Here is a 26,369-nt window from a genome sequence, read left to right as displayed (position 1 = left end):
CCCCACCCTCCAATTATGGAGGGTTTTTTTAATTTAAAAGTGTCAAATTACCCCAGTTATAAGCACCTTAAAAAAAATATAATTTTTTAAATTTGGTTGCCAATTTAAATTATGAAACTAAATCTTCTCCTCGTACTTTTCCTATGTTGTATAACCCTAAACTCCCAGAATATAGAAATTGAGGAGCTGCAAGATGAGATAAAAACCAATTTATTCAAGAAGCCCGATTCGGCCAAAGCCTATTTATTTAAGCTTTTAAAGTACTCCAGCTTACGTCCCGATACCGCCGTAGCCAAAACCTATAGCAACCTGGGGATTACTTATAATCAATTGGCTATTTATGATTCTGCAACATACTTTTTTAAGAAAGGTATTGACTTAGTTAAAGATCATCCACTTATTAAGGCCCAACTGCTATGCAACCTCGCAATAAATTATAGAACGAATGCAGCGTATTCAAAATCAATGAAAACCTTGCAAACTGCGCTATCGATTTATAAAACTTTGGATGATCTTAACGGGAAGGGTTTGGTGTATGGCGAAATGGCATCTAACTATAATTATATGTCCCAAAAAGAAAAGGCCATTTCTTATCTAAAAAAGGCCATTTCCATATTTCGTGAGACGGAGGACCCACGACTGTATATATTGCAGCAAAAATTGGCCAATGCTTATTACAACAATGGCAATTATGAATTTGCGGTAGAAATATTTGAACAGGTATTGCCAGAATTTCAAAAGCAAAAAGGAGCTCCCTATTATCTTACCCTGTTGGCATACGCTGAAAGTTTGATTGAAATAGGAAAGGAAGCAGCGGGGGAGGCCCGTTTAATTGAAGCAAAGAATGGGTTAAGAGAGGTAAATAACCTAGAATATATGCACGTGGCCCAAGCCAAACTTGCAAAACTATACTTCCATACCAATAGATCAGCTCTTGCGGCAAAGGCATTTGAAGATTCCTATGAGTATTTACGCGACCACCATTCAACGCGCTTTTTGCAGATTGCCGCCGATTATTTGGAATTCCTCAATGATCAGGGGCAATTTGATGCCGCCTATCGTATAGTAGAAGAAGTGGAGGAGGTTACGAACGATTACAGTTTTAAGATGAATGGGCAGGACGAATTACGTTTTTTAATCGCCGCAGAAAACACTTATAGAAAACGTAAACAGTTTGAATTATCCCTAAAAGTTTATGACAGAATTGATTTTTTAAAAGACTCCATTCGCAGTGCTGAAGATAGAATAAAAATTGCAGAGTTAGAGGAATCGTACCAAAATGAGATACAGGGGGAAAAAAATAGAACATTAGCACGCACCAATAATTTGTTGAAGGAATCTGCCAGAAAGCAGCTAAATATAACCATACTGAGCTGTATACTTACCGTGCTAATATTTGGGCTGAGTATCGCTTTTTACCAAAACCACCGTAAAAAGTTGCGACTACAAAAGGAAGCCGTGTGGCAATTAGAAAAAGCAAATATCGTTCTAAAGGAAAAACAAGAGTTGGAAAATGAACTTCTAGCAGAAAAAGAAAAACGTTTAGGAGATAAGGAACGGGAGTTGGTGGCCATATCGTTGGAAGCCGCAGATACTCAAAATCAAATACGCGACGTGCTCGAAGCTAAAAGAGATGAAAGCACATCCGAAATATGTAGTCTTATTGAGAATATTATTGGCCAACGCAATTACTGGAATCACTTTAAAACAAAATTTGTAGAGGTGCATCCAAAATTCAGTTATAACCTTGGAGAGATGTTCCCTGAACTTACCGATAACGACATCGCTTTTTGCTCCCTTTTAAAATTACAACTTACCAATAAGGAAATTGCCTCCCTACTAGGCATTAGCCACCAAAGCGTTATTTCCAAAAAGTATAGGGTAAAGAAAAAAATGCAATTGCAGGACAATGACGAGAGCTTTGACCAATTGATGCGTGAATTATAATCCATATTACTGCTAATCTCAGCCTATTTTTTAAAGTATCACTTCAAAATAGTAATCCATCATCTGGATCAAAATCCAAGTGTCTTATTATTAAATGTTTACGTTTTTATCGAAAAACATATCTATATTTTGTCTATCTCATCGTCTATGTTTTATCGATATGTTTAATATGTTTTTCTCGACGGAATAAATGTTATTTGCGCCGGCAAATGTTAAACTTTTTAACAATTGTCGTAACCAAATCTTAACATAGAATTTGTGCCGTGCTATTACCTATTTTTTCTTCATACGCCAGGAAGTTTTCCCTTTTAGTTAAATATCATAATTGTTGGCAATGGAGTTTATCTGTAAATATGCGAGGCATCCTATCGCAATTTTTATGGAATACGAACGCTGCTGTTAGGACCTTATAAATGACTAAAATAAATGATTTTTTGATCCCTAAATTAATATTGTTTCTTACCTCCGAAATGGACAATACATTCAATTATTAACTCAAATGAATACCCTTTATGAAGAACTATTACAAACAAAAAAATTACCGTAGTGTTGTATCTCGGGGAAATTTCTTGATAGCCAGTATTTTGCTGGTTATGATGTTTTTCTCCCAAAACGTAACTGCCCAGTGTTTTATCAATTTGGGATTAAACTCCTGGAGCGTGGAGGGCGATCCTGCGAATGGTAATTGGATACCTGCTGTTGACGGCAACAGTGTGCGCCAAACCATAAATAGCAATCCTTCTTTTTATGTAAGCAATGCTGAGTATTTTAATACTACTATCCAAGGGGAGTTTCGGGTAGAAACCACTAGTGATGACGATTTTATCGGATTTGTGATTGGATATCAATCCCCAAATTCCACTACTCCAAACAATAACTATAATTTTATCATGTTTGATTGGAAGCAGGCACCTCAGGCATCTGGCGGATGTACTGCTCCCGCTGCAATGCGTCTTACGCGTTTTCAAGGATCATCCTCTGACTTTGCAGCTGCCTTTTGGTGCCAAAACAGCCCTATTAATCAAGTGTTGGCTACTAATGCCAGTATGGGGGGATGGGCAGATAATACGCTTTATACCTTTCAGGTGCAATATGGCGCCAGTAACATCAGTGTTTGGGTAAATGGTACCCAAATATTTGATGTGGACGGTACTTATCCTTCGGGTCGTTTTGGTTTTTACAATTATTCGCAAGAAGCGGTACTATACCAAAATTTTTCGCTTCCTTTTTCCGCAGTAATCAACAAAACTGATGTAAGTTGTACTGGAGCAAATGATGGCACCGCTACTGCCGTAGTTTCTGACTTTGCTACACCACCATACGATTATCTTTGGAGTACCGGAGCTACCACAGAAACCATTACCAATCTGGCTCCCGGTTCCTATACTGTTACCGTTACGTCACAAGAAGGTTGCGTAGCAAACCAAAATGTTACCATTGAAACCACTCCTGATACGGAAAGCCCAACTGTAAGTGCCAATACGAACCTTACGGTTAACCTTGATTCTGGCGGAACCGGCGGTATTTCAATTTCAGATGTGGAAATAAGCAGTTCCGATAACTGTGGAATTGCATCCAAGACCTTGAGCCAGTCTACTTTTGATTGCTCACAGATTGGCAATAACACAATCAACTTTACAGTTACCGACACTAGTGGTAATACTACTGTCACCCCCATAAATGTAAATGTGTTGGATGTAATCAACCCCACGGTACTAACACAGAACCTTAGCCTTCAATTAACTGACCCTACAGGTATTACCATTACCCCGGCCATGGTGGATAATGGATCTAGGGACAACTGTACCTTTACGCTTTCTTTGAGCAAAACCGCTTTTGACTGTAGTGATATTGGTACACAGTCCGTAGTGCTTACAGTTACCGACAGCAGTGGCAATATAAGCAATGCAAATGCTGATATTACCATACTGGCGCCCGAGCCTTATGTTGTTACCTCCCCCGGTGATACTCAAATGGTCAATATTAGTACCTTTACTACCGTAGATGCCTCCATCGCTCTTACCTATAGCGGCAATGCTAATGGAGCTTTGGTTTCTATCTCTAACAATTTTGTTGCCGGCGATGAATTAGCATTAGATGCCGGATATACACTTCCCGGGGGTGTTGCTTCCAGCTACAACGGATCCACGGGTGTGCTTACCGTTAGCGGCACCCTTACCGATAGTGATCTGGAAACCCTTTTCCAAAATGTTCAGTTCCGTACCACCAGTAGTAATACTGCCCAGCGCACTATCACCTTTATTATAGGTAGCAGTGTTTCCAATCCAGACAACAGCCACTATTACGAATATGTGAACCAAAGTCTGACTTGGGTACAGGCTAAGGCTGCTGCAGCCACCAGAACGCTATATGGCCTTCAGGGGTATTTGGCAACTTCTACTTCTGTGGAAGAAAACAACTTTATTAAAAACAAACTTACCGATGACGGTTGGTTAGGGGGTTCTGATAACTTTGCCCAAATAAATCTGGCTGCGGGAACAACAGTATTCGCTAACCAGTCCGCTGCCGAAGGCAATTGGTACTGGATTACGGGTCCCGAGGCAGGCACCCAGTTTTCTGTAGGCAGCACTCCTTCGCCGGGTCAATATGCCAATTGGAATGCTTCTGAGCCCAATAATTCAGGCGGGTCTGAAGATTACCTACAGGTATATTTTGCCAATAATGGTCGCTGGAACGATTTGGGGAATGCTCAAAGTATGGGTTATATTGTAGAATATGGTGGCCTTGCAGGAGACCAAACATGTTTCTCATTTTCCAATGATAAAATAATACTGTTGAATCAAGCTCCAGTAATAGATCCTATTTCAAACCAAGTAGCTTGCCCCGGAAGTCCTTTCAACCAGAATGTACTTATTTCTGATGTGGAAGATGCTGCTACAGATCTTACTGTAACTGCCACTTCCGCTAACCAGGCCGTAGTGCAAAATGCAAATCTGTCTGTGAGCTATAATGGCACCAACTTTGTAGTATCAGGGACGCCAGAAATGGGTGTACAAGGAAGCACCGTCATTACCGTAACAGCTACTGATACGGGTGGACTTTCCACTTCTGCAGATTTTACCTTCACTGCGCAAGACAACGAGGCTCCTATTGTAGTTTGCCAAGGAGGAATGCCAGTGTACATAGGGTCCTACCTAGTAAGCGATGGTCCAAACTGGGGCTCTAATCCGCCAGTATATAATGCCCAAGAAGCAGCTGCCCTAATTTTCGGTGGTAATGCAGCAGATTATTCAATCTCTACTAATTCCAATACCACAGATCCTAATACCATTACCCATACAGCGTGGACAGATAGTTGGGGCGATAGTTTTGCAATTTATGCCGAAGATTATAGCTATGATGCCGGCGCTCCAGGCTATAATGATCCAGGAGGATTTGGCTCTGCCATTTCTGCCTATGTACAGGATCACGTAGATAATACAAAAATCAATTATGTATGGACTTCAGCCACTCCATTGATATTGCAACTGGATGCTAACGGACAGGCTATCTTAAATGCTGCCGATGTGGATGGTGGAAGTACCGATAATTGCGGAATCGCCAATATTTCGGTTAGCCCAGAGAATTTCACTTGTGCAAACATAGGACCAAATACAGTAACCCTTACCGTAACAGATGTAAATGGCAATAGCGCGAGCTGTATCTCTACTATTATGATTGAGGACACTGTGGCCCCGACGGCGGTTTGCCAGAATATTACTGTTCAGCTTGATGCCAACGGCAATGCGACCATCACCCCGGCAGATGTGGATGGTGGCTCATCGGATGTCTGCGGGATCGCTTCCACTACCATTGATGTTTCTACTTTTGATTGCTCGAATGTTGGAGCCAACAATGTGATATTGACAGTGACTGATAACAACGGCAATGTTTCCACCTGTACCGCAGTGGTAACGGTTGAGGACAATGTAGTCCCAACAGCAGTTTGCCAGAATATAACAATTCAACTTGATGCCAACGGGAATGCAACCATCACTCCAGCAGATGTTGATGGAGGTTCAACGGATGCCTGTGGAATTGCTTCCACTACTATTGATGTTACTTCTTTTGATTGTTCAAATGTGGGTGTCAACAATGTAATGTTGACAGTGACTGACAACAACGGCAATGTTTCCACCTGTACAGCGGTTGTGACCGTTGAGGACAACGTAGCCCCAACAGCGGTTTGCCAGAACATTACTGTTCAGCTTGATGCCAACGGCAACGCGACCATCACCCCGGCAGATGTTGATGGAGGTTCTTCGGATGCCTGCGGAATTGCTTCCACTACTATTGATGTTTCTACTTTTGATTGCTCGAATGTTGGAGCCAACAATGTGATATTGACAGTGACTGATAACAACGGCAATGTTTCCACCTGTACCGCTGTGGTGACGGTTGAGGACAACGTAGCCCCAACAGCAGTTTGCCAGAATATAACAATTCAACTTGATGCCAACGGCAATGCGAGCATCACCCCTGCAGATGTGGACGGAGGTTCAGCGGATGCCTGTGGAATTGCTTCCACTAATATTGATGTTTCTACTTTTGATTGCTCGAATGTTGGAGCCAACAATTTAATATTGACAGTGACCGACAACAACGGCAATGTTTCCACCTGTACAGCGGTTGTGACCGTTGAGGACAACGTAGCCCCAACGGCGGTTTGCCAAAACATCACGGTTCAACTTGACGCCAACGGCAACGCGACCATCACCCCTGCAGATGTGGACGGTGGTTCAACGGATGCCTGCGGGATCGCTTCTACTACCATTGATGTTTCTACTTTTGATTGCTCGAATGTTGGAGCCAACAATGTGATATTGACAGTTACTGATAACAACGGCAATGTTTCCACCTGTACAGCGGTTGTGACCGTTGAGGACACTGTGGCTCCAATTATAGTTTGTCCAGCTGACCTTTATTCGGAAACGCATTTGGGTGATTGTTTTGCGGTAGTTTATTTTCCACAACCCTTGACCCTAGACAATTGCGGAATTGATACGGTTGTACAAACTGCGGGATTACCAAGTGGGAGTCAATTCCCAGTTGGAATTAGTACCATAGAATTCACGGCTACGGATGTGAACGGAAATGTAAGTACTTGTAGCTTTGCGATAACGGTTACTGATAACGAATCGCCTATGGCGGTTTGTCAAAATATAACCATTCAGCTCGATGCCAACGGCAACGCAACTATCACACCTGCCGATGTTGATGGCGGTAGTTCTGATAACTGTGGCCTGGCTTCAACCAGCATTGATGTGGATACCTTTGACTGTAGCAACGTAGGAGATAACGTTGTAATACTTACCGTTACCGATGTAAATGGCAATAGTAGTAGCTGTACAGCCATCGTAACGGTGGAGGACGTGATCGCTCCCGTGGTTGCCTGCCAGAACATAACCGTGCAACTTGATCCCGTAACAGGTACGATAACCATAAATGGAAGTGATATTGATAATGGAAGTACTGATGCCTGTGGTATCGCAAATTATGAACTGGACATTGACACCTTTGACTGCTCAAACATAGGCGACAATTTGGTAATACTGACAGTGGCCGATGTGAACGGCAACAGTGAGAGCTGTGCCGCCACGGTAACCGTTGAGGATATTACCGCCCCAGCGCTTGTTTGCCAAGACTTTACCATAGAACTGGGTATTGATGGTGCCGCAACACTTTTGCCCACTGATGTGATAGCGTCTAACGAAGATGCATGTGGTATTTTAACCACAGCAGTAGACATAACCGAGTTCAGCTGTGCAGATATAGGAACTCCCGTGACCGTTCAGGTATTCAGTCAAGACAATAATGGTAATCTCGCAACCTGCACGGCCGTAGTAACTGTGGTGGATAATCTTGCTCCTGTTATAAGCTGTCCCATGGACCAGACTGTAGATCCGGGGGCAGGTAACCTGTTCTATATATTGCCAGACTATTTTGCCACTGGAGAAGCTACAGTTGCAGACAACTGTACCGATCCTGTTGTTCTTACTAGCCAAGATCCCGTGGCGGGAACTCCACTTCCTGATGGTACTTATACCATTACGCTAACGGCAACGGACGAGTATGGAAATATTGGTACCTGTGATTTTGAATTGACGGTAGATACCGTACTTGGAACTGGAGGCGACAATCAAAACCTTGAAAGTGTTGTGATATATCCAAATCCTGCTAAGGGTATCCTAAACATCAGCAATCCTCAAGGCCTAGATCTGGAAAGATTGGAGATCTACGATCTAAGGGGCAGATTGGTTCAGACCGCAGACCTTCGTGGAATGGGCAGCAACAAGCCCATAAATGTGCATTTACTTGCTGCAGCATCATATTATGTGAAGCTCCTGGGAGCAAATGGAGAGATAACAAAACGTCTTTTAAAAGAATAGTTTTTATATGTGTTAGTTGTTTAAATGTAAGTCGCCCGGGAACATTCCTCGGGCGATTTTTTTTATTATTAGAAATAAGAAAGTATTGAATATAAAAATTCTATACGGTAACTAAAAGCGGGACGGAGTGCAGTGCAATAATGGGAATGCTTCAAGCTTATTTTGGGATGTGTTGAAGCTCCCCAGCTATTTGTACTTTAATAAATCTTTTAAATTATTCGATTTTAAAGGTTTATTTATATAGGAAAGTATTTGCTTATTGTTTGAGGCTCTAGATTTATCTTCTTGGTCTAGGGATGAGGTAAGCACGTGTATTTGTAGGTCATAATTGGTTTCGTCTTCCGCAATTGTTTCTAGAAATTCCCATCCGTCCATAATGGGCATATTGATGTCGAGAAAAATCAAGTAGGAATAATGGGAGTTTTGTTTAATATATTCTATGGCGGTCAGCCCATTCTGAAATGTAAATATGGGGTGGTCTGGAAATTTGTCCTGAATGATTCGAGAGTGTATAAAATTCACTACCGGGTCATCATCAATAAGTAGGATTTGAATGGTCATCTTCTTTGAGTGTTTCCGTTTTAGTAATAATTTTTTTAATTTCACTATCAAGTTCTTCTGCGGAATCTGAAATCAATTCAAAAATTTCTTGTAGTGTCTTTCCTCCTGCTTCGTGTTCCTTGGTTAAATATATCAACCCCATGATTCTACTTAATGGAGCTCGAATTACATGAGATTGCGCCCAGGCAATATCCCGTAATTTTTTATTTTGTTTCTTTATTCTTTCAAGCTGTTGCTTTGAAGCGGTTATATCGAGTGCCGATCCCACACAGCGTATGGGGTTACCTTGTGCATTTCGTACAATAAAACATCGGTCAATTAAATAGTTTGTTTTGCCATCCTCATTGATGACTCGGTAATCTCTTTTCCAGAAGGTAGTATCTTGATTTTCCAAGGAGTCGCACAGGGATTGCCATACGCCAGCCGTGTCTTCTGGGTGGATACTTGAAAACCAGGAATTATGTTTGGTAAATGTCTCGTCTGTTTCATAGCAAAAGGTTTCTGAATATCCCTTACTACGGGTAACTCTATTCTTGATTAGGTCAATTTCATAAATCATTTCATTACTTGCTTTCATTGCAAGTCGAAATCTTTCATTGCTTTGGGTTAACTGTAATTCGTATTCCTTTTTTTCGGTGATGTCTTGAATAATACCTTCTATTCTATAAGGTTGCTGTTTTTCATTCATCAAGAGTCTAAGTTCTTGATGTACCCATTTTTCTTTTTTGGAAGAAGTTACAATACGGTTTTCGAAACGAGTTATTTTTTCAGGGACTAAAAATTCCCTCGGGTCTTGAATAAGTAAATAGCGATCTTCTGGATGAAAGGTTTGTGCAATATTTTCAAGGGTGGGCACAAAACTTGTGGGCTTAACTCCATATATGGCATATACCTCTTCGCTCCAATGGCTCAGGTTTGAATCTAAATTTCGGAACCAATACCCCAATTTTGCAATCTTTTGCGCATTTTTTAATCGGTCATATGCTTTTGTTAATTTCTGTTCTGCATGTTTTTGTTCAGTAATATCTTTGGCGGCTAGAATAAAACTTTTTTCTGCAGGCAGATGGGATCCTTTCCATATGAGCCATTTTAAATCTCCTTGCTTGGTTAATAGTCTCCCTTCAAATGTTACCGTTTGGGCTTGGGCAGTCTTTAGCTCTAATATTTTATCAAACTTCTTTTTATCATCGGCAGCAATAAAATTTTCCATGGATTGATTCAGCAATTCTTGTTCCTCGTATCCCAATAATTTGTAAAAAGCTTGGTTGTATTTTTGTAGCGATAGATCAGTTCCTAAGATACAAAGTGGGTCAGGCGCGATGTTGAAAAAATTTCTATATTCTTCCTCTACCATTTTCTGCTTTACCACCGATCCAATCTGGCCACCAATATTTGAAATAAATTTTTCCTGATCGGAAAATGCACGTTTTTCATATTTGGTAAAACATATTATACATCCCAAAAACTCCTCGTTGTAAATAATAGGTACTCCTAATGCTGATTGCAGCCCTGTGTTTTTCGCCTGCCTTGTATGCGAGAACATGGAACACTGATGTATATCCTCCCATATTATAAATTTTTGTTCTTTCCATACTTGGCCAGCAAGGCCTTGCCCTAACGATAAGGTATCAACCTGGTCTTTTTTTTCATAAAATTGTTTATATATGCTGTTTTGACAACTTTTGGCAAGGAGGAAGAGTTGTGATTTATCTGTAGATAACATCCAGGCCTCACCTATATTTATTTTTGTAGGCCCAATCAATTGTTGCAAGGCTTGTTCAAAGCAATCGGAAAGTGATCCAGGTTGACAGATCATCTTGGTCATCCGTACCAACAATTGATCACCTAGACGTTTTTCCATTTCACTAGTAACGTCACGACTATTTGCTATAATTCCTTCAATGGTAGGGTCCTCTAAATGATTGAATAAATCAGTTTGTATCCATCGCCACGTATTACTGTTATCCAAAAAACGATAGGGTTCAATGGAGATGTGTTGGTTTTGAGCCAGATCTTTCAGAGAGGCTTGTAAGCGTTGCAAATCTTCACCATTTATAAATTCAAATGCATTTCTTCCCAAAAATTTTTCAGGGGGTATTCCTAATACATTTAAAGAAGTAGGCGCAACGTATTTATAATTGCCCTCTGCATCTATTATGGCAATTAAATCTTTTCCATTTTGAACAAGTGATCTAAACTTTGCTTCGCTATCCACTAGCTGTTGGTGGGCAAATGACTCATTGATTACAGGTTCCAAATTATGAACCAAATTTTTTAATAAGTGAACATCATTTTTATGCCACGACCTATTTTTATTGCAGGTGTCAACCCGAATATAGCCCAATACGCGCTTGTTTGCCTTAACTGCTATTGAAAGCAAAGAGTATACCTTCTCCTTTGATAGTGTTTTTTTTAAGATGCCCTCGTCCATTTCACTTACCTTGGCGTGGATTACCTTTTTTTTAGATAAGAGGTGTATAAAAGTGTCAATTTCACCTGCGGTGGGTTGCAGAGGTATTATCTGTTTTTTGATTTCAGCATTCCGTTTGTACCAGCTTAATTCTGGCTCGATAAAGGAACTGGGGCATCTGGGTTGGAAGAAAGAGATACGATCTGCACCCAAGAAGGATCCCAAAATGGGAAGACATTGCTGTAGTCCTTCCTTCCAATTTTCAGATTTTAAAAGAATTTCATTTAATTGGCTAAGGGTAGCTAAATATTCGCCTTGCTCTTCCCTCTGTTTTTTTTTGAGATAACTGGCGGTTAAGTCTACTGCCGTTACTATTTCTGCCTTTCTCCCTCGGTACGTTATTAGGTTGCTTTTTATCTGAACCCGGATTATATTTCCATCTTTTAACCGATGCTTAAAGAGACTTTCCTTATACAGTTCGGTCCTGCTCTTTGCTTCGGCTATCGATTTTAATAATTTTGGAATATCGGCTGCCGGACGGATGTCTTTTATAGTCATTGCCAAGAATTCCTTCCTTGAATATCCATAGTGTTTTATTGCTTCTTTATTTACCGCAAGAAACTTCAAGGAATCCAAATCATATATCCACATAGGGAAAGGAGCTAGATCAAAGACAACATCGGAAAATTCGTTTTCCTTAGTATTATCATAAAGAGTAGACATTATAGTGGGTAATAGTTAGGGCGGTAGCAAATATAATAATTTTGAATACTTATCGATTTTTTAATGTAAGAAATACTATGTAAAAACCGAAAAGCATAAGTCTCACTTAATTGCACCATTTTACAAGTCAAAATCGTTAGGAATCCCATATCCTAACGGTTTTTTTTAGCAGGTCCTCGCAATTAGTAGTTTTAGTAATTACATTTACGTTTTTTAAAATAATATCAAAATTCCCATCGGGTATTGTAGTGTTAAATTATTTATCTAAATTTGCCCCGTTGTGTTGTCCCGGATTTATTTTCGGGATGTGGTTAAATTCCAAATTGGGATTACCAATGAGAAGCTTTTCCTGAAGCCTGCCTGAGTCCTTCGATAGACTCAAGATAAACTAGGCCGAAGTGGAGAGGCTTTTTTTGTTTTGGAGTGTTTCTGCTTTTCTAATTTTTAGGCTGCATTTAAATTTGCAATCCAATTTTGGATGTCAAAAATCAGAATTTATTCTTTTAACTGTATGCTTATTTTAGTACAGGCTTCATTTTTGCTTTAGGGAGCTATTTTGAAAACTTGGCAAGTTTTGGGGGCTCATCAATTTATATTTTCCGCATCTATAATTCTTCTTTTAATCAATACCTTTGTGCGGTTATGACCTTGGAAAAAAATCTTAAGGAACGCATAAAGGAACTTACCTGCCTTTACGAAGTGTCGTCTATAATCGTCAACAACGATTATAAGGAACTGGACAAGACGCTGTTCTCCATTGCCCTGAGCATCCGCAAATCTTTGCAGTTTAGCAAATATGCCAGTGTAGAAATCAGTGCGTCCCCGTTTCATTTAATTTCTTCCCCGCTACCCATAAAATCTGTTTTCATTAAAAGTGACATTCATATCTTTAACGAACCCAAGGGAATTATAAAAATACATTACCCGGCCAATAAATACACAAAACAGGATTTCCTGCAGGAAGAAAAAAAATTGTTAAAGAACGTGGCGATCAATGTGGGCGATCTTTTGGAACGGGTGGCAATCCGTGAAAAGGAGGCCTTTATGAAGCGAAAAATGGAACGTGCGGACCGTTTGGGAATATTGGGAGAAATAACTGCGGGAATTGCCCACGAGCTCAATACCCCCCTTGCCAATATTCTGGGTTTTGCCGAACTGGTAAAGAGCAAACAGCCAGAAAATTCCCAAATCACTCAGGATCTGGATAAGATTATCAACAGTGCCATCTTCTCTCGGGAAGTGGTTAAAAAGCTAATGTTTTTTGCTTGTGAAATGCCACAGAATATGAGCGAAGCAAACATAGTGCCTATAATTCGGGATGCCATAAACTTATTGGATCCCACTTTCAAAAAGAACAATATTCATTACAAAATCAGCCTTCCCCAAAACGAGGTGCTGCTGCGGGCAGATACCATTCAGCTTACGCAGGTAATATTCAATTTGGTGTTGAATGCAATATACTTTTCTCCTGCCGAAGGTACCATTGGCATAAGTTTAAAAGAAAACCGACAAGAAATTGTTTTAAAAATAGCAGACGAGGGTCCCGGTATCTCCCCTGAAAATTTGAATAAAATATTCCAACCATTTTTCACAACAAAACCGGTAGGGGATGGTTCTGGACTTGGGCTCAGCGTGGTCCATGGCATCATAAAAGGCCATGGCGGCACTATAGATTATAAGGCCAACCAACCTACAGGGGCTGTTTTTATTATTACTTTTCCTAAAAAAACACTAAACCATGCTGCAAAAGGAAAACATTCTGATAGTTGATGACGATATTAATATCCTTGAGCTTATCCAGCGGCATCTTCAGGCGCTCGATTACCATACCTATAAGGCCGTTTCGGTCAAGGAGGCAGTGGCTATCCTTCGCGATACCGATATAGATTTATTGATAACCGATCTTAAAATGCCTGAAGTTGATGGTTTCCAGCTCATCAAGTTTGTTTCCGAGCATTATCCAAATATACCCAAACTTGTGGTTACAGGTTATCCATCGGTGCAGGACGCCCTATCGGCAATCAAGTCGGGAGCAGTAGATTATTTGGTAAAACCCTTTACAAAAGATGAATTAAAAAATGCCGTTATAAAATCACTTTCCACAAAAAGGAAACGGAAATCTATCCCCGAAAAATCGCATCAAGGCAAATACAACGAAATAATTGGTGACAGCGAAGCCATTAAAAATGTGACCCAAATAATTGAACGGGTAAAGGACAATAAAGCTACAATCTTTATAAGTGGTGAAAGCGGAACGGGAAAGGAACTGGTGGCTCGCTCCATCCATTACAATGGTAAGTTTTCCAGCGCGCCTTTTATCGCGGTAAACTGCGGAGGTATACCCGAAAACCTTTTGGAATCGGAACTTTTTGGCTATGTAAAAGGAGCATTTACTGGGGCCAATGACACCAGGGAGGGATTTTTTCAGGCGGCAAATGGCGGCACTGTTTTTCTCGATGAAATTGGCAATGCCTCCTTGGCGGTACAGGCTCGGCTTTTGCGCGTATTGCAGGAAAAAGAGGTGGTAAAGGTAGGCGCCCGGAAGGGTGAAAAAATAGATGTTCGCATCATTGCAGCAACTAATGGCAATCTCCGCGAAATGATTGCCAAGGAAACTTTTAGGGAAGATCTCTATTACCGATTGACGGTGGTAGAAATAAACGTGCCGCCACTGCGGGAACGAAAAGAGGACATTCCACTTTTGGCGGATAAATTTCTGTTGAAATATGGTAATGAATATAAAGACCGATATATCACGATAGATACCGAGGCCAAAACGTTATTATTGCGGTACGAATGGCCTGGAAATATTCGGGAACTTGAAAACGTGATCCAGCGGGCGGTAATTATGTGCGACCGGTCCATTGGGGTAAACGACTTGCCCGAAGTATTAAAATATCAAATCAATTTTCCGGAGGAAGGGCTTCTTTCCTTGAAGGAAATGGAAAAAAAATACATCCAAAAAGTACTTGCCGCCACCAATAATAACCAAACAAAAGCTGCGGAAATTCTTCAGATAGACCGCAAAACGCTTCGGGGAAAGATTAAAGAATAGATGGGGATTAGGAAATAGTATTTCAAAACTCGAACATCGTTTTTGCTTTCAATTTCGATTTTATTTAGGGTAATTACTCCCCATGGGGGAAATATTCCCCAACCGATTTCTAATAAAATTTTTCATTTACATTTTTTAAAACACTATAAATCAAAGATTTGAGTTGTGGTTATTGATATTTTTATGCTATTGGCACACAGCTTGCCTTTTGCAATAGGAAATAAAAAAGTATCAATGAATGCAAATCCCTTAAACCTCTGCCAAAATTGTGTGCACTTGCCCACATGTATTTTGACGCATCATCACAACAGTGTGTTTTCCTGTAGCGAATTTGATGAGATGGCGCTTCAGGAGCCAAAACCAATAGACATTAACACGGAAAGAGCGCTAACGCTCGAAACAATTTAAAAGAAAATAAAATGATAAACGGTCAAACAGTGGAAAAACCCAAAACTGTAAAAAAAGGAATGTTGGACAATGTGTTGGAACAATTCAATACTGCCGCCGACCAGATTCAATTGAACCCCAACGTTCGCAAAATCCTCGGCATTACCAATACTGAAATTATAATCAATTTTCCCGTACGCATGGATAATGGCGAGGTGGAAGTATTTACGGGCTATAGAGTACAGCATAACAATGCACTCGGGCCTTATAAAGGCGGACTTCGTTACCACCCTACGGTTGATATAGACGCCGCACGCGCCTTGGCCATGTGGATGACTTGGAAAACCTCATTGGCAGGCTTGCCTTATGGGGGTGCAAAAGGTGGAATCCAGATAGATCCCTCCAAATATTCCAAAAACGAATTGGAACGTATTACCCGACGGTTCACGTATGCATTAGGTGAGAATATTGGGCCGGAGCACGATATTCCAGCACCGGATGTAAATACGAACGACCAGACCATGGCGTGGATTGCAGATACGTATATGAGTACGAAAAACACCAGTGAGCGTAGTAAGAATCAACATGTTGTTACGGGCAAACCCGTTGGCAGTGGTGGACTGGAAGGTCGCGACCGCGCTACAGGATATGGGGTGTTTTTGACCATTAAATTTTGGGCCGAGAAAAACAACGAAAGTCTAGAAGGAAAAAAATATATTGTGCAAGGCTTTGGAAACGTGGGGTACTGGACTGCCCATTTTCTTGAGCAAGAAGGAGCTATATTGGTAGGCGTACAGGATGCCTTTGGAAGTCTTCAAAACAAAGAGGGGATAAAGGTGGAGGATCTTTTCAACTATGGAAAAGCAAACAATGGCAGCATTGTAGGTTTCCCCGAGGCTTTTGCTTTAGAAGGAAAAGACTTCTTTGCACTGGACTGCGACATCTGTATTCCCGCAGCATTGGGTAACCAGATTACCCTTCACAATGCAAAATCAATAAAAGCAAAGTTAATAGCCGAAGGAGCCAATGGCCCCACTGATGTGGAAGGCGAAAAAATATTGCTACAGCGCGGCATCACTATTATTCCAGATATAATGTGCAATTCCGGCGGGGTGATTGGCAGTTATTTTGAGTGGCTTCAAAACCGTAACGGGGAGTTGTGGCAAATGGACGAGATACTGGAAAAACTTGAGAAAAAACTTCGAAACACTTTCAAGAAGGTAATTGCTTATTCTGAAGAGAATGAAATGGATATGCGTACGGCGGCATACTGTATCGCTATTGAACGTATAGAGAAAGCATATATTTTAAGGGGAATTTTCCCATAAACATTTTGATAAATGGAGCATCCGAATGTTTGGTATCACTGTTATGCGCTAACCCGGATGTTCCTTTATCTTAAAAATTTACAATCATGAAATACGGAAATTTGATATTGGAAAAAAAGGAATATGTTTTCTTAAAGCGGCTGTTAAACGTAAGCGGCTATTACAAAGATGAAAATACAAAAACATCCTTAAAAAAATTAAGCGGTGAGCTAACTAGCGCAATTATATACGATAATGAACAAATGCCTGCTGATGTAATTCGATTTAACAGTATGGTTTCGGTTACATCGGGAACATGGCAGTCAAAATTCCAATTGGTTGTTCCTACGGCCCGAGATATTTCTGCAAATAAAATATCCATTTTGGCTCCTATGGGCTCCGCTGTTATGGGCTATGCCGAAGGAGATTCAGTAATCTGGAATTTTCCAAATGGCAAAAAGGAACTTATCATTGTGAAAGTGACACAAACGGAAAGACTCATAGATATTGATGTGGTGCTATAGAAGAAGGGAGGATAGAGAATAGAGAAATTAAATAGATATGCAAATTTACAATCATGACAGTCAGGAATCAATAGTTTTGAAAAACAACCTTATTGAACTGAACAACTGGATCACTCATCTTGGCTATATTTTTAGCGAAATAGACAACCTGCTGAATCTAAGACAAGTCGAGCTTTCTAATAAATTGGAGCAACAACCGGTAGTGGCCAAGCTTTCTATTAAGCGGGAAGAAAACAATATTATCCTAAAGAATTTCAGGAAATACAAAGACGGTCTTCCCAAGGCAATGGAGTGCGATGATATGGATTGTGATATGTTTTATGTAAATGAACATGAAAAATTCAGAAAAATCTATATGGCGCATGTAGAAAAATACCGCAAGATCAAGGAAGAATATTTCAATCTTTTAAGAAGATAGAAGTGATCAAGGAAAACGATATGATAGAACGGCTCCAGCCCAAAACATTAGGTGTCATTAAAACGCCAGACGATCCACGGGTTTGTTTGTTGCCCAAGGAAATAATGCGGCTTACCTCTGAGTTAAAACTCGATATTCTTATTGAGCAAGGGCTGGGCAGTTCCCTTCAAATTGAGGATGCCGAATATGTGCTGGCAGGGGCCATTTGCCAGTGCCGGGAAACTATTTTAAAAAATGCGGATATTATTATATCCATTAACCATACTTTTAGCGAAGTGGATAGCAGAGAGGGGGTTTGTTTCATTGGTATTTTTAACCCCCTCTTTCATAAATCGGCACTTGCTCTTTACCAAGCCCGGGCAGCTACCGTTTACAGTCTCGACCTCTTGCCAAGAACCTCTTTGGCGCAGTCTATGGATGTGCTTTCATCTATGGCTTCCCTCGCGGGCTATAAAGCCGTATTAAAGGCTGCCGAAATGTTTAAGGGTGTTTTCCCAATGTTCACCACAGCGGCAGGCACTTTGACCCCCGTAAAAATCTTGGTTCTGGGTGCGGGAGTTGCCGGATTACAGGCCATAGCTACCGCCCGAAGGTTGGGGGCCGTAGTGGAAGCTTTTGATGTGCGGAAGTCCGCTGGGGAAGAAGTGCGGAGTCTTGGCGCAACCTTTATTGAAGTGGATGGATACACCGAATCTGCTACCGCAGGAGGATATGCCGTGGAACAAAGTGAGGAATATCAACACCAACAAAAAGAATTGATCCACACCCACATTCTTTCCTCAAATATTGTAATCAGCACTGCAAATATTCCTGGTAAAAAGGCTCCCTTATTAATAGAAACCCGTTCTGTGGAAGCCATGCGCCCCGGCAGTATTATAATAGATATGGCAGCCGAGCAAGGAGGCAATTGCGAACTTTCAAAAAATAAGGAATTGGTGCACCATAATGGAGTTGCCATTCTGGGGCATTCAAATCTTTCTTCAGAAATTCCAACAGCAGCCTCACTACTGCTTTCCAATAATTACTATGCGTTTTTAAAGTATATGGCGAATTCAGAAGACCCTACAAAAGATCCATTGCTTTCGGCCTGCAAGTTAATGCAAAGGGGCAACTGGACGCATCCTCATTTTATCAAAAACTTACAAACTGCCTAAACATGGATTTTATAACCCATCATCTTCAGGAAATTTACTTTGTTTTATTTTGTGTATTTATCGGTATTGAAGTAATTGCGAATGTGCCGGCCATTCTCCATACTCCGCTTATGAGTGGTGCAAACGCCATTAGCGGCGTTATTTTGGTTGGAGCAATTCTCTTAATGCTCCGGGTGCCACAGGATGATTACCTCAACCTTACGTTAGGGGGTATTGCGGTTTTTCTCGGTACCCTTAATATTTCGGGAGGCTTCTTTGTTACCGGACGGATGCTAAAAATGTTTAAGCCGAAAAAATAGGTTTGCGACCAAAGGGTTTCAAGCCTTTGAAAAAGCTCTATAAAAAAGGTCGTAGGTCTTAATTTCCTTTTTATTATTATTTTTTTAAAAATATTACTTCAAAATAAATTTTGTAGAAAATGCATGCAATTATTGAAATAGGGTATTTAATTGCCACGCTCTCCTTTTTGGGGGGGTTAAAATTTATGAGTTCCCCAAAACGAGCAAAGACGGGAAACCTTATAGCCGCTTTGGGTATGGTTTTGGCCGTGATACTCACTTTTTTTGCCGGCACTACTGAAACAGTTCCTTATACAAATTTGATTATAATGGTATTGGCAATTACGGTGGGAACATTGTTGGGGAAGCGACTTTCCGATAAGGTACAAATGACTGGAATGCCCCAATTGGTTTCCCTCTTCAACGCTACGGGAGGTGGTTGTGCCATGCTGTTAGGACTGATGGAAGCCAACCAGATAAAAACTGAAATTACACATTTTGGAAATCAGGTATTACTGATCGCCGGATTGACAACAGGCGCTATTGCCCTAACCGGTAGTATTATTGCCGAGCGGAAATTGGCAGGAACAGTGAAGGATAAACGCGGTAGGGCCGTAATCTTTTCGGCGCGGATACTTTTGGCGTTGCTTTTACTGTTGCCAACGTTATATTTCCTTGGATTTATCCCTTTGGACTTTATGGCGTTTATGTATATTTTGGCTATCATCGCCATGGTGTATGGGGTGCTTTTCGTACTGCCTATTGGGGGCGCCGATATGCCCGTGGTTATTTCTTTATTGAATAGTATTACAGGTATTGCCACTGCTTTTGCCGGTTTTGTATATGGAAATAAGGCAATGATTGCGGGTGGTATTTTTGTGGGTGCGGCAGGAATTCTTCTTACGCTATTGATGTGCAGGGCGATGAACCGTTCGCTTTTAAAGGTATTGGCCGGAACTTTTAAAAATAACAAAACAGGCCAAATCGAGGAAGATCAGCAAATAAAGGAAATAAGTATACCGGAAGCAGCCTTAACACTATCCTTTGTCCAAAAAGTGGCCATCGTCCCCGGTTATGGCCTAGCTGTCGCACAGGCCCAACATATTTGCGCACAACTTCAGCAATTATTGGAAAAAAGAAATGTTAGTATTGATTACATTATTCACCCCGTTGCAGGAAGAATGCCAGGCCATATGAACGTATTGTTGGCAGAAGCCAATGTGGATTATGCCTGTTTAAAGGAAATGGAGGAGAGCAATGAAAACATGAAACAATACGATGCGGTGTTGGTACTGGGCGCCAACGACGTGGTAAACCCCGCCGCCGAAAGCAATCCCAATAGCCCCATTTATGGCATGCCGATTATTCGTACCCATAAAGCGAAACAAGTAATTGTGGTAAAAAGAAGTATGAATAAAGGCTATGCAGGAGTCCAGAACGAATTATTTGGGATGGATAATTGCAGTATATTGTTTGGAGATGCAAAAACAACGCTTCAAGATATTGTAAATCAGTTGAAGTTATTGTAACAATAAAATGGGACTTATTTTACTACTGATTAAGAAATATTTTAGAAGTGTAAAATAGCGAAAGGCTCAAGAATTTTTATTTTAATCAACTCCTGACATTTCGAAAATCTTTCAAACTAATTCTCCGGTTCGTGTCTATTCATTTTTACTTATAGTATTTTGCTGCTATTTTTAAAATAGTGACTTAAGATGTGCTATGTCCAGTGTGGATTCCAAATCGATAAAAAAACCCGATTATTTGTTTTGAAATAAAGGGTAGGGTATTTTCTTATAGAATTGTTTTAATCATATACTGCTTATAAATATTTCGTTATATTTATAGAAATCAGGAAAATTATATAATATGAGACGAAGGAACTTTATAAAAAAATCGGGACAGGCGCTACTTGCAGTATCCACTATCTCCATAACGGGTGCTATAATCTCTTCTTGCTCCTCCGACGATTCAGATGACTTTTTTGATGATGGCTATTATGATAATGGTTATTATGATGATGGCTACTACGATGATGGCTACTACGATGATGGCTATTACGATGATGGCTATTACGATGATGGCTATTATGACGACGGCTATTATGACGACGGCTATTATGACGATGGTTATTACGATGACGGTTATTATGACGATGGCTATTATGGAGAAGCTCAAATAATACGCGATATCCTAATTGGTTCCAACTGGAAAGTTGCCAGTTATATTGATAGTGGTGACGATGAAACTTCAGATTATAATGGCTATACGGTTGACTTTAAAATTAACGACCAAGTCACCGCAACCAATGGAAGCAATACCAATAATGGAAGTTGGTCCGTTAACAGTTCTGGATATGAATTGACCTTAAACTTCAATGGAATTCCTTTTGATGAGTTTAACGATGATTGGGACATTATAAGTATAACCCCTAACAGAATAGAACTTCGCGATATAAGCGGAGGAGGCAGTGGAACCGATATTTTAATTTTCGAGAAAATATAGTCTGTTTGTTGTTTTATATGTTTGATTGGACATTTCTCTAAATCTTTTATGGAAATGTCCAATTTTATTTAACCCCTTCTTTCATTTTGAAAAAAATATTCTTTCTTCACGACACATTTTTGGAAACACCCCGCGGTGCAGAACTTACCATTAAGGAATTGATGGCATTGGGGGAAAGAAAAGAATATTACGTTGCAGTGGATTTTCTTAAAAATTTTGAAGAAACTAAATCCAAAATTTCAAAAACAGATTTAGTAGTTTTAAACAGTACCTCCCGCTGTCATTTTGAGCTAGACTTAGCGAAACATCTTCTTTCTCAGCAAGTTCCGTACATCAAAGTGGAATACGATTATAATTTCTGTGTACGCCGAAATATTTTGTGTACCGTAGATTACAACATCCGAAACTGTTGCAACCCAGATAAATTTCACCTTTTCAGAAAGCTGTTTTCCGGCGCCGCTTTAAATATTTTTCAATCCCCAAAACATTATCAGTCACATTTCGACTTTTATGGCGAAGCAGTCGCAAATCATTTAATCATGCCACCCACCGTAGATGTTTCCCAGCTAAAACCTTCCGAAGAAAAAAACGAAGAAACCATTCCGTTTTTTGGCGATCTCAACTTTTTAAAAGGTGGCCACGAGTATGTTACCTATGCCGAAGACCATCCTCATATAAATTTTAAAGTATTCGGAAAAAACCGTTTGCGTCGTGAAATGCCAAACAACATGACTTTCCATGACCCCATTTCAAATACCGAAGTGCTTGAGATTCTTGGAAAGACAAAACAGTTTATTTGCAAGCCCGTATGGCCCGAACCTTCGGGAAGACTTGCTGCAGAAGCATTTCTTTCAGGTTGTGAAATTCTTTCAAACGATAGAATAGGAACTTTTTCTTTTGATTTTTATCCTGATAATTTTGAAAAGGCTAAAGCCGAAATGCAGCAGGCACCCGAAAATTTTTGGGCTGCAGTTGCTGAAATACTGAACAATTCAGAAAACATCCAAGCTCCGAAACTCAAGAAAGTTTTGGTCTATAAAAGTTACGGGGGTTTAGGCGATATTTTCTTTGCCATCCCGGCAATATACAAACTCGCCAAGGTTTCTGAAGAGCTTCATTTTGCGGTAGCGCCAAGGCTGGTAGATTTTTTCGGCAAACATTTAAAGGGTGTTAAAGTGTTGAGTGAAACCGACGCGCGTGATGGTGAATCCAATTATGATAATATTTATGAACTGGGCAATTATCCAGCTTTCCGAGGGTACGATTTGCCGCACGCACTAAAATATCCAACCCATAAAAAAGTAAAGCAGCACGCCATTCAGCATTATATAGATACAGTTTCAAAACTTCATATTGATATAGACAATCATTTGGAAAGCTATCCCTATTTTGAAAATAATAAAGATTTGGATAAACCGTATTTTGTCATACACCACGGCGCTGGGTTTTTGTTAAAGATATGGCCCACTGAAAAGTATGCCGTGTTGATTGAAATGTTGGCGGAAATCTTTCCACATTTGGATTGCAAAGTTATTATGGGCCCCGATGATCCTGATATTGAAAAACATTTTAGCAAACCATTGCCTCATGTGGAACTTATCACTGGAGGGATGGTTGAGGTTGGCGAAACTATGGCTGGTGCACTGTTCCATATTGGCAACGATGCAGGCATAACACACGTGGCAGGAGCTTTTAATGTGCCTTCTGTGGGAATCTATGGCCCCACCGGTCCCGGAAGTTGGGGGAGTTTTGCACAACACAACCAACTTATATGGGGTAAAAAGGGCGTGTGCAACCTAAAATGCAATTATGATGTTATTTTAAATTGTGGCCACAGGATCTGTTTAACCTCTGTGACCGAAAATAGGGTGCTAGAAGCACTTTATAACGTCCTGCAGGAAGCGTACCCCAATTATGAAGCTAGGCTTATCCCAAACCCCCAAGCTTCAATGGAGTTTGGAAAAAAGGACTGCCTTATTAAATTGGGAGAAAACGAATTGTTATTGGAGTACCATAGTTCAGAAATGAAAACGGAGGTAGAAAAGTTGCTTACCAATAAGATTTCGGAAATGCCATTGAGCGGAGATCTTAAGTTGGTGGCAGATGTTTTACTACAGCAAAAAATTATTTTTAAAGTTCCCACATTCAATTAAAATTGTTTTTTTTCAGGAGGGCTTTTATTATCTTCACGTCCCAAATTATAACAAATGATTTTAGACCTTATAAAGAACCGCCGAGCGGTTTTTCCTGCACAATACAACAATCAGCCCATTACCAAAGAAGAAATTTTAAGCATACTTGAAAGTGCAAATTGGGCGCCTACACATAAACGTACGGAACCTTGGCGCTTCAAAATTTTTCATGGGGTATCTCAAGTTGCTTTGGGAAAATTCCTTGCCGAAACCTACAAACAAACTACCGAGAATTTTTCAGAATTCACATACAATAAATTTATGGACAATCCGGTTAAGGCAGGTTGTGTAATAGCTATCTGTATGCAGCGCGACCCAAAGGAAAGCATTCCAGAATGGGAAGAAATTGCCGCAACAGCAATGGCGGTGCAGAACATGTGGCTTACGGCACACGACATGCATATTGGCGCTTATTGGGCTTCTCCTGGCATTTTAAAGTATATGGACAAATTCATTCAATTGGAAGAAGGAGAGCAATGCCTCGGTTTTTTCTACTTGGGAAAATATGATGGAGATTTACCCGAAGGCGTACGCAATAGCAGTATTGAAGAAAAAACTGTTTGGGTGTAAAAGCCACTTCTAAAAAAAAGAAAGCCTCATAGTAAATATAAACTGGGAGGTTTTTTTATACTAGTTTAAACTAAATATTTAGTTTAAACTATTTTTTTAGTTATATTTGGAAAATAAAATTACCCAAGCAATGAAACAATTAACAAAAGCAGAAGAAGATATTATGCAAATCCTTTGGGATTTGGAAGAAGCCAATGTTGCCTCAATTATAGAACAATTGCCCGAGCCAAAGCCTGCCTATAATACGGTCTCCACCATTGTCCGAATTCTTGAAAGCAAGGATTTTGTGGATTATAGAAAAGAAGGGCGGGGCCATATTTATTTTCCAAAGGTGAAGAAAACGGAATATAGCAACCAATCCCTTAATAAATTGATGGACGGCTACTTTCAAGGTTCCTTTAAAAGTATGGTTTCTTTTTTTATGAAAAAAAATGATATCAGCATTCAGGAAATGGAAGCCATCATGAATGAAATTAATTCTGAAAAGACCGAAAAATGATACATTCACTCATACAGATACTCGTTTTTCAAGTATTGTTTTTAGCGGTATACGAGTTCTTTTTAAAAAAAGAAACATTTTTCAATTTAAACAGGATCTATTTATTGCTTACGCCAATTTTGGGCACGGCGTTGCCCTTTATAAGTGTTGACTTCATTCAGAAAAGCATTCCGAAGGAATATATGGTTCAGTTACCTGCGGTTGTTGTTGGAGATACTATTTCAGAAGCAATTCCAAATGCAACTTCGTTTTGGCTTCCAAGCTTGTTGGATTTATGGCTTTTGGGAATTGCACTAAGTGCGGTAATTTTCTTTTGGAAAATTTTTAGAATCACAAAAATATACCTGTCTGGAAATACAGCTTATTTTGATGGTTTAAAACTGAAGATACTGCCGAAGACAGATACGGCTTTCTCCTTTTTCAACACTATATATTTAGGAGAAAACATTTCCGAAGAAAAGAGAAGCAGTATTGTTGCCCACGAAAAAATACATATTCAGCAAAAACATACGTTGGACTTACTTTTTTTTGAAATCCTCCGCATCATTTTTTGGTTCAACCCACTCATCTATGTATTTCAAAACCGAATGGCTACCCTGCACGAGTTTATTGCCGATGAAAAGCTTACTGCCGAAAATGATAAAAAACAATACTATCAAAACCTACTTTCTGAAGTATTCCAAACCGAAAAAATTTCATTCATCAATACATTTTTCAATCAATCATTAATCAAAAAACGAATCAGTATGTTACAAAAATCAAAATCAAGAAAAGCAGCGCAATTAAAGTATTTACTGCTTTTACCAGCAATTTGCGCCATGTTAATTTACACTGCGTGCAGCAATGAACCCAAAACAGAGGCAACCCAAACAGTACAACAGTCGGACTCTGAAGTAATGAATAAAATAAACGAGCTGGCCGAAGCCATTATGAAAAAAGGCGAGATGACACCTGAGGAAGAAAAAGCGCTAAAATTGCTTACTACAGAAGCACAGCCCGGAGACAAAGTTTATACTTCTGTCCAGGAATATTTGAATGAAACCGAAGGAGAGGGAGATATGTCCGTGGCTTTTTCCGAAATAGAGAGAGTACCAACCTACCCTGGTTGTTCGGGCGATAATGAAACCTTGAAGAAATGTTTCACGGAACGTATCAGTGCCTTTGTTGGCGAAAATTTTAACACCAAACTCGGGAAGGATTTGGGCCTCCCGGGCAGACAACGCATAGTTGTTCAATTTAAAATTGATAAATCGGGAAATATTGTGGACGTAAAAGCAAAAGCTCCAAAACCAGAACTTGAGGCAGAGGCCCTTCGAATCATTGAAAAGCTCCCACAAATGCAGCCCGGCGAGCAGAAAGGTGAAAAAGTGGGCGTGCTCTATTCTTTACCCATTGTTTTTGAAGTTCAATAAAATTTTAACTACATAATTTTAAAGCCGAAGTTTTT

18 protein-coding genes are annotated in these 26,369 nt (G+C 40.1%); 16 read left to right on the top strand and 2 right to left on the bottom strand.

What is annotated here, in order from left to right; genetic code table 11:
- Nucleotides 1-111 precede the first annotated feature (111 nt).
- Both JK629_RS03245 and JK629_RS03240 read left to right on the top strand, forming a co-directional pair.
- Entirely contained in the window at nucleotides 112-1,947 is a 1,836-nt protein-coding gene (locus JK629_RS03245; RefSeq protein WP_202337202.1) for a tetratricopeptide repeat protein, read from the top strand.
- Nucleotides 1,948-2,459: 512 nt separating this feature from the next.
- The gene (locus tag JK629_RS03240; protein ID WP_202337201.1) at nucleotides 2,460-8,336 is read left to right on the top strand and encodes an HYR domain-containing protein; all 5,877 of its coding nucleotides are present in this window, start codon (nucleotides 2,460-2,462) and stop codon (nucleotides 8,334-8,336) included.
- Nucleotides 8,337-8,522: 186 nt separating this feature from the next.
- Here the strand turns inward: JK629_RS03240 and JK629_RS03235 are convergent, their stop codons facing one another.
- Nucleotides 8,523-8,897 carry a response regulator gene (locus JK629_RS03235; protein WP_202337200.1) on the bottom strand — a complete coding sequence of 125 codons (375 nt, stop codon included), beginning with the start codon at nucleotides 8,895-8,897 and terminating at the stop codon, nucleotides 8,523-8,525.
- Nucleotides 8,872-12,030 carry a PAS domain S-box protein gene (locus JK629_RS03230; protein ID WP_202337199.1) on the bottom strand — a complete coding sequence of 1,053 codons (3,159 nt, stop codon included), beginning with the start codon at nucleotides 12,028-12,030 and terminating at the stop codon, nucleotides 8,872-8,874. Before JK629_RS03230 ends, JK629_RS03235 begins: the two co-directional genes overlap by 26 nt.
- A 642-nt stretch (nucleotides 12,031-12,672) precedes the next feature.
- Between JK629_RS03230 and JK629_RS03225 the strand changes: the two genes are divergently transcribed.
- The 14 genes from JK629_RS03225 (at nucleotide 12,673) to JK629_RS03160 (ending at nucleotide 26,334) form a co-directional block, all read left to right on the top strand.
- Nucleotides 12,673-13,800, top strand: coding sequence for a sensor histidine kinase (locus JK629_RS03225; RefSeq protein ID WP_202337198.1), 1,128 nt, complete (start codon nucleotides 12,673-12,675; stop codon nucleotides 13,798-13,800).
- Entirely contained in the window at nucleotides 13,769-15,085 is a 1,317-nt protein-coding gene (locus JK629_RS03220; protein ID WP_202337197.1) for a sigma-54-dependent transcriptional regulator, read from the top strand. Before JK629_RS03225 ends, JK629_RS03220 begins: the two co-directional genes overlap by 32 nt.
- A gap of 234 nt (nucleotides 15,086-15,319) precedes the next feature.
- Nucleotides 15,320-15,493 (top strand): hypothetical protein, encoded by a 174-nt coding sequence (locus JK629_RS03215; protein WP_202337196.1) that lies wholly within the window; start codon nucleotides 15,320-15,322, stop codon nucleotides 15,491-15,493.
- 11 nt (nucleotides 15,494-15,504) lie between these two features.
- Nucleotides 15,505-16,800, top strand: coding sequence for a Glu/Leu/Phe/Val family dehydrogenase (locus tag JK629_RS03210; protein ID WP_202337195.1), 1,296 nt, complete (start codon nucleotides 15,505-15,507; stop codon nucleotides 16,798-16,800).
- Nucleotides 16,801-16,886: 86 nt separating this feature from the next.
- Nucleotides 16,887-17,303, top strand: coding sequence for a GreA/GreB family elongation factor (locus JK629_RS03205; RefSeq protein WP_202337194.1), 417 nt, complete (start codon nucleotides 16,887-16,889; stop codon nucleotides 17,301-17,303).
- Nucleotides 17,304-17,340: 37 nt separating this feature from the next.
- A complete protein-coding gene (locus JK629_RS03200) occupies nucleotides 17,341-17,721 on the top strand; it encodes a hypothetical protein (protein WP_202337193.1) in 381 nt (126 codons plus the stop codon).
- Between the two features lie 20 nt (nucleotides 17,722-17,741).
- Nucleotides 17,742-18,875: an NAD(P) transhydrogenase subunit alpha gene (locus JK629_RS03195; RefSeq protein WP_202337192.1), complete on the top strand. Its 1,134-nt coding sequence runs from the start codon at nucleotides 17,742-17,744 to the stop codon at nucleotides 18,873-18,875.
- Nucleotides 18,876-18,877: 2 nt separating this feature from the next.
- Complete coding sequence (locus tag JK629_RS03190; RefSeq protein WP_202337191.1) at nucleotides 18,878-19,174, top strand: NAD(P) transhydrogenase subunit alpha; 297 nt, start codon at nucleotides 18,878-18,880, stop codon at nucleotides 19,172-19,174.
- 119 nt (nucleotides 19,175-19,293) lie between these two features.
- On the top strand, nucleotides 19,294-20,682 hold the full coding sequence (locus JK629_RS03185; RefSeq protein ID WP_202337190.1) for an NAD(P)(+) transhydrogenase (Re/Si-specific) subunit beta: 1,389 nt from the start codon (nucleotides 19,294-19,296) through the stop codon (nucleotides 20,680-20,682).
- Between the two features lie 343 nt (nucleotides 20,683-21,025).
- A complete protein-coding gene (locus JK629_RS03180) occupies nucleotides 21,026-21,661 on the top strand; it encodes a hypothetical protein (RefSeq protein ID WP_202337189.1) in 636 nt (211 codons plus the stop codon).
- Between the two features lie 86 nt (nucleotides 21,662-21,747).
- Nucleotides 21,748-23,814 (top strand): glycosyltransferase family 9 protein, encoded by a 2,067-nt coding sequence (locus tag JK629_RS03175; protein ID WP_202337188.1) that lies wholly within the window; start codon nucleotides 21,748-21,750, stop codon nucleotides 23,812-23,814.
- A gap of 54 nt (nucleotides 23,815-23,868) precedes the next feature.
- Entirely contained in the window at nucleotides 23,869-24,423 is a 555-nt protein-coding gene (locus JK629_RS03170) for a nitroreductase family protein (protein WP_202337187.1), read from the top strand.
- A 130-nt stretch (nucleotides 24,424-24,553) separates the two neighbouring features.
- Nucleotides 24,554-24,922, top strand: coding sequence for a BlaI/MecI/CopY family transcriptional regulator (locus tag JK629_RS03165; protein WP_202337186.1), 369 nt, complete (start codon nucleotides 24,554-24,556; stop codon nucleotides 24,920-24,922).
- On the top strand, nucleotides 24,919-26,334 hold the full coding sequence (locus JK629_RS03160; RefSeq protein ID WP_202337185.1) for a M56 family metallopeptidase: 1,416 nt from the start codon (nucleotides 24,919-24,921) through the stop codon (nucleotides 26,332-26,334). Before JK629_RS03165 ends, JK629_RS03160 begins: the two co-directional genes overlap by 4 nt.
- The last annotated feature ends 35 nt before the right edge of the window (nucleotides 26,335-26,369 follow it).

This window comes from Aequorivita iocasae (assembly GCF_016757735.1).
Taxonomy (GTDB): domain Bacteria; phylum Bacteroidota; class Bacteroidia; order Flavobacteriales; family Flavobacteriaceae; genus Aequorivita; species Aequorivita iocasae.
The sequence above is the reverse complement of the archived record's forward strand: the minus strand, read 5'-3'. Positions and strand labels throughout refer to the sequence as shown.